The sequence below is a fragment of the Clostridium sp. 1001283B150210_160208_E6 genome, from assembly GCF_015669365.1.
Lineage (GTDB): Bacteria > Bacillota > Clostridia > Clostridiales > Clostridiaceae > Clostridium > Clostridium paraputrificum.
This window is the reverse complement of record NZ_JADPAA010000006.1, coordinates 193,300-199,395: the sequence shown is the minus strand read 5'-3', so window position 1 is coordinate 199,395 and position 6,096 is coordinate 193,300. Positions and strand designations below refer to the sequence as shown.

The window sequence follows — 6,096 nt, the reverse complement described above, 5'->3', positions numbered from 1 at the left end:
TTGATGCGTGGTATGTCTAAAGTTCGTACGGAATTTTTATTAATGGCTTTTGGATATAATGTTAACAAATTACATAGCAAAACTCTTCAAAAGCGTAACGGAAAGCTGCTTCACAAGCAGCAAGCTTCTTAATTAGTGCAATATAGTAATAATTTGGATAATTTTGAAATTGTCCTTATTTTCTTATGCTCAAAAATAAATATTTTGGAAATAAGTACATATAAAGTTATGAATAAAATTTAAAATTATAAAAATAAGGCTGTATCAGCCTAAGGTAAAAAACCTTAATCTGATACAGCCCCTTTTAATTAAAACAAAATATTATTCTTCTTCATTTTTAGCTATTATAGCAATACCTAATTCTTCTAATTGTTTTTCATCTGCTATATTTGGTGCTTCACTTAAGTAGCAGTAAGCATTTTGATTCTTAGGGAATGCAATAACATCTTTAATATTATCTGTTCCAGCTAAGAACATTATCATTCTATCAAGACCAAATGCTAATCCTCCATGTGGTGGTGGACCAAACTTAAATGCTTCTAATAAGAATCCAAATCTTTCCCAAGCAGATTCTTCTGTAAAGCCTAAAGCTTTAAACATTCTTTGTTGAAGTTCCATATTATGAATTCTTATAGAACCTCCACCTAATTCTTCACCATTTAATACTAAGTCATATGCCTTAGATCTTACTGCACCTGGATTAGTTTCTATCATATCTAAATCTTCATCCATTGGTGCTGTAAATGGATGGTGACAAGCTGTATATCTATTTTCTTCTTCATCATACTCAAATAATGGGAATTCAGTAATCCAGCAGAAGTTAAATTCATTCTTATCCTTAATTAAATCATACTTCTTAGCAAGTTCTAATCTTAATGCTCCAAGACTTTGGAATACTACTGAGTTTTTATCTGCAACTATTAAAATTATATCTCCTGTTTCTGCTCCCATCTTTTCAATGATAGCATTCATTTCTTCTTCCTTTAAGAACTTAGCTATAGGAGATTTAATTCCTTCTTCCTTAAGTTGAATATATGCTAATCCCTTAGCTTTATAAGTCTTAACAAATTCACCTAATCTATCAACATCTTTTCTTCCCATAGATGCTCCACCCTTTAGGCAAAGAGCTCTAACTGAACCGCCAATTTCTATAGCGCTTTGGAATACTTTAAAGTCTACATCCTTAACAACCTCTGTTAAATCAGTAATTTCCATACCGAATCTTAAGTCTGGCTTATCAGAACCGTACTTTTCCATAGCATCTTTAAATGTCATTCTAGCTATTGGAAGCTTAACTTCATGACCTAAAACTTCTTTGAATACATGAGCTACAAGTCTTTCATTTAATTCCATAACATCATCTTGCTCAACGAAGCTTAATTCCATATCTATTTGAGTAAATTCTGGTTGTCTGTTTGCTCTTAAATCTTCATCTCTGAAGCACTTAACTATTTGATAGTATCTATCAAATCCAGAAACCATTAATAATTGCTTAAATATTTGTGGTGATTGAGGTAATGCATAGAACATACCTGGATAGTTTCTAGATGGTACTAAGTAGTCTCTTGCTCCTTCTGGAGTTGACTTAGTTAGCATTGGAGTTTCTACATCTAAGAATCCGTTGTTATCTAAGAAATCTCTTACTGCCTTAGTAGCTCTATTTCTTATCATAAAGATGTTTTGCATATCTGGTCTTCTTAAATCTAAGTATCTATACTTTAATCTAATTTGTTCAGATGCATCTAATCCTTCTTTTATATATATTGGTGGAGTTTCAGATTCTGAAAGAACCTTTATTTCTTCACACATTAATTCAACCATACCTGTTGGCATGTTTTCATTAGGAGATTGTCTCTTAACAACTTCTCCTGTTACAGCTATGCAGTATTCTGGCTTAACACCCTTAGCTTTTTCAAAAGCTTCAGCATTTATTTCTTCACCAAAAACAACTTGCATTATTCCACTTCTATCTCTTAAGTCTATAAATTCAAGACCTCCAAGCTTTCTATTTCTTTGAACCCATCCCATAAGAGTAATCTTCTTACCTATATGTTCTTCTCTAGGTTCACCACAGTACATAGTTCTCTTTAATCCGCCTAAAGATTCACCCATTTTAAAGTCATTCCTTTCTTACTTAAGTGTGTTTGCAATTTCATCTATATTTTCAAGTGATACTTCAAATATTTCACCATCACTCATTCTCTTAAGCTTTATTACATTATTAGCTAATTCATCATCACCTAAGATTGTAGTAAACTTAGCACCAACCTTATTAGCATATTTCATTTCTGCTTTAACACTTCTACCCATATGATTTATTTCAACAGCTACACCTTTGCTTCTTAAATCATTAGCAAGCTTAAATCCAGCTTTATATGCTTCATCACCTCTTGATCCTATATATAAAGCATAACTCTCATTACTTGGAATTTCTATACCTTCCTTGTCAAGAGCCATTATCAATCTTTCAATACCCATTGCAAATCCAACTGCTGGCATGCTAGGACCACCAAGTTCTTCTATCATATTATCATATCTTCCTCCACCTATAGCTGTGAAGTCATCATTTAAGATTTCAAAGATAGTCTTAGTGTAATAATCTAATCCTCTAACTATTCCTGGATCAACTGCGTATGGAATTCCTAATAAATCTAAATACTCTTTTACCTTAGTAAAGTGAGTATCACATTCTTCGCACATAAAATCTAATATTATAGGTGCACTCTTAGTAATTTCCTTACATTTCTTTTCCTTACAATCTAGAATTCTCATAGGATTCTTTTCAAATCTTTCCTTACATGTAGGGCATAAATTATCATAGTTTTCCTTTAAGAAGTTCTTTAAAGCTTCATTGTAATTAGGTCTACATTTTGGACAACCTAAATTGTTTATATTAAGCTTTAATCCTTTTAATCCAAGATTCTTTAAAACTTCCATAGCAAAAGCTATAACTTCTGCATCCATTGATGGTTCCTTAGAACCAAATACTTCAACACCACATTGGTGGAATTGTCTAAGTCTTCCCTTTTGAACATTTTCATATCTAAAACAAGGAATTACATAGTATAGCTTAGTAGGTTGAGCTTCATTAAATAGTCTATTTTCTATAAAAGCTCTTACTATAGGTGCTGTACCTTCTGGTTTTAATGTAACACTTCTCTTTCCTTTATCTTCAAAAGTATACATTTCCTTTTGTACTATATCAGTTGTATCTCCAACTCCTCTTAAGAAAAGCTCTGTATGTTCAAAAATAGGAGTTCTTATCTCTTTTAAGCCAAAGTTTTTTGCTGTATCTTTAAATGTATTTTCTACATAGTGCCACTTATATGCATCTTGAGGCAACATATCTTTAGTACCCTTAGGTGCTTGCATTTCTGCCATATTAATCCTCCTTATTTATACAAAGTATCTAGTAAAGCAATCTTACCATCTACCATTTCTTTTATTCTATTTACATATTCCTTAATATCCTTAACATTACCAAATCTCTCTATTCTATCATTCTCTAAGAAAACAACTTTAGTAACAGCATCTGCTCCTAAGGCTATAATTGTTTGCTTATCCTCTATCATTTGAATGTTATAGATACACTCTTTTCCCTTCTTAGAATAACCCAAATTCTCCATATTTCCAACCATATTTTTTTGTCTATACATATAATATGGGGTTAATTCTAATTCCTTGGCAAGATTTTTACTCTCTTCGTACATCTTCATTATCTCTTCTTGACTTTTTAAACCTAAGCCTTTTTTTAGAATAAAGTTCTCATACATTATAGAACCTCTTTTAAGAGATAGTCCATGTATAGTTAAGCTATCAGGTGAAAGCTTTTTAATTTCTCTAGCTGTAATCTTAGCCTCCTGAAGGCCCTCCCCTGGTAGTCCTATTATCATATCCATATTTATATCTTCAAAGCCAAGCTCTCTAGCCATTTTGAACTTATCTATTACATCTTGTGAAGTATGTCCCCTACCTATTAACTTTAGGGTTTCATCATTCATAGTCTGAGGATTGATACTAATTCTTGTTACATCATACTTCTTCATTGTTTGAAGCTTGTTTAATGTAATAGAATCTGGTCTTCCACACTCTACTGTAAATTCTTTTAATTCTCTATTTTCTACAAATGAATTATATATTTTATTCATTAAGTTTTCAAATTCCTCATCATTTACAGCTGTTGGAGTGCCTCCCCCAAAATAAACAGATTCAATTCTTAATCCTTTTTCATCTACATATTTCTTAATTTCTTCAATTTCATATGTAAGTGACTCTAAGTATGGATTAACTAATTTTTTATTTCCACCGATTGGATTAGCTGCAAAGGAACAGTAAAGACATCTTGTAGGACAAAAGGCCATTCCAACATAAATAGCAATATTCTTAGGATCTTTATTTACATACTTATCCTCAAATTCAGCTACATCTATACAAAGTTGTGCTTTCTCTTCTGAAGTTATATGCTTTTCAAAGAATATTTCTTTTACCTCTTCTTCACTTTTTCCTTCTCTTAAATGTTTAAGAGCAATTTTAGATGGTCTAATACCAACTAAGGTTCCCCAAGGATATTCATCTCCAGTAATATCTCTTAAAGCTTTAAATATTACTTTCTTTATGGTTTCCTTATAATATTCATTATCATTTTTATAGTCTTCTCTACTTATATCATTATAAGAAAAACTAACTTTATCATCAGTTATTTCAACATGATAATCTCCCTCTAGCTCTGAAAAGTTAATTTTGTCTAGAGGGAAATATATATTAAACATTTGATAAACATCATATCTATATTTTAGATCGTTTAATTTAATATTTATATCCATTTTTTCTCCTATATTAAACTATCATAGTCATTTAAATACATATTGTATCCTTTTTCATATCCTATAGATGACTTAGGTCCATGACCTGGATATACTTCTATTTCATCACCAAGAGGTAATAATTTAGTCTTTATACTATTTATAATCTCTGAAAAACTTCCTCCTATAAAGTCAGTTCTTCCTATAGATCCTTGGAACAAGGTATCCCCTGTAAATAGTTTATCCTCTATTAAGAAGCATAAGCCACCCTTTGTATGACCTGGAGTAGCTATTACTTTTATATTTAAGCTTCCAAAAGATAACTCATTGCCATCCTCTAAATATCCGTTAGCATTTCTAATTGATCCAAATACATAATTGTCTTTCTCCATGTATTCTTCATCTATTTTTGATATATAGAATGGAACATTTAGTTTATCTGATAAATACTCTACACCACCTACATGATCCATATGCCCATGAGTTAAAAGAATACTCTTAACATTAGCTCCCATATCTTTTATAGCTCTTTCTAGCATTTCTCCATCTCCACCTGGGTCTAACACTACTGCATCCTTTGTTTTTTCATCCATTACTATATAACAATTTGCATCATATATTCCAGCTGGTATTGCTTTTATTATCACTATAAATTCCTCCCTTTAAAAAATCGTCTCGTCGATTTTTTCAGCGCATTCTGGCTTTTGTGAACGCATGTGAGCAAAAGACCAGGCGCATATAATTTTATTTTTATTCTTTAGGAATAAATAAACTCATATATTATTAAATTGTTGAAGTTACTCACAATTTAGTAATTACTATAATTTCCTAAAGAATTAAAACTCTTTTTTGCTATCTAATAGAATTGTCACTGGCCCATCATTTTCAATTTCAACATTCATATGCGCGCCAAACTCTCCCGTTTCTACCTTTAAGCCAGATTCTTTTAGCATTTTCACGAATTCTTCATATAGTGCTTTTGCCTCATCTCCACCCATAGCATTCATAAAATTAGGTCTTCTACCTTTTCTACAATCACCATAAAGAGTAAATTGAGAAATTGCAAGAATATCCCCCTTTATATCTAAAAGAGAAAGGTTCATTTTATCATTTTCATCTTCAAACACTCTTAAGTTAATAATTTTATCTTTTATATATTTCAAGTCTTCTATTGTATCATCTTTAGAAATTCCTAAAAGGACATTAAAGCCTTTATTTATTTCTCCAACTAATCTACCTTCAACAATAACTCTTGACTTTTTAACTCTTTGTACAACAGCTCTCATTATATAGC

The 6,096-nt window shown here is 31.2% G+C and carries 5 protein-coding genes; all 5 read right to left on the bottom strand.

Going from position 1 to position 6,096, the window contains the following annotated elements:
• Positions 1 to 321 precede the first annotated feature (321 nt).
• The 5 genes from aspS to dtd all read right to left on the bottom strand — a co-directional run bounded on the left by aspS (position 322) and on the right by dtd (position 6,088).
• On the bottom strand, positions 322 to 2,112 hold the full coding sequence (gene aspS, locus I4V16_RS09010) for an aspartate--tRNA ligase (RefSeq protein ID WP_111937122.1): 1,791 nt from the start codon (positions 2,110 to 2,112) through the stop codon (positions 322 to 324).
• Positions 2,113 to 2,130: 18 nt separating this feature from the next.
• The gene (gene hisS, locus I4V16_RS09005; protein WP_049180119.1) at positions 2,131 to 3,381 is read right to left on the bottom strand and encodes a histidine--tRNA ligase; all 1,251 of its coding nucleotides are present in this window, start codon (positions 3,379 to 3,381) and stop codon (positions 2,131 to 2,133) included.
• Between the two features lie 11 nt (positions 3,382 to 3,392).
• Positions 3,393 to 4,823 carry a coproporphyrinogen III oxidase gene (locus tag I4V16_RS09000; RefSeq protein WP_195966640.1) on the bottom strand — a complete coding sequence of 477 codons (1,431 nt, stop codon included), beginning with the start codon at positions 4,821 to 4,823 and terminating at the stop codon, positions 3,393 to 3,395.
• Positions 4,824 to 4,831: 8 nt separating this feature from the next.
• Positions 4,832 to 5,449, bottom strand: coding sequence for an MBL fold metallo-hydrolase (locus tag I4V16_RS08995; RefSeq protein WP_195966639.1), 618 nt, complete (start codon positions 5,447 to 5,449; stop codon positions 4,832 to 4,834).
• A gap of 189 nt (positions 5,450 to 5,638) precedes the next feature.
• The gene (dtd, locus tag I4V16_RS08990) at positions 5,639 to 6,088 is read right to left on the bottom strand and encodes a D-aminoacyl-tRNA deacylase (RefSeq protein WP_049180116.1); all 450 of its coding nucleotides are present in this window, start codon (positions 6,086 to 6,088) and stop codon (positions 5,639 to 5,641) included.
• Between the last annotated feature and the right edge of the window lie 8 nt (positions 6,089 to 6,096).

Bases quoted from the DNA above. Each gene is read 5' to 3' on its own strand.
- aspS (WP_111937122.1), bottom strand. From the start codon at position 2,112: ATGGGTGAATCTTTAGGCGGATTAAAGAGAACTATGTACTGTGGTGAA.
- hisS (WP_049180119.1), bottom strand. From the start codon at position 3,381: ATGGCAGAAATGCAAGCACCTAAGGGTACTAAAGATATGTTGCCTCAA.
- I4V16_RS09000 (WP_195966640.1), bottom strand. From the start codon at position 4,823: ATGGATATAAATATTAAATTAAACGATCTAAAATATAGATATGATGTT.
- dtd (WP_049180116.1), bottom strand. From the start codon at position 6,088: ATGAGAGCTGTTGTACAAAGAGTTAAAAAGTCAAGAGTTATTGTTGAA.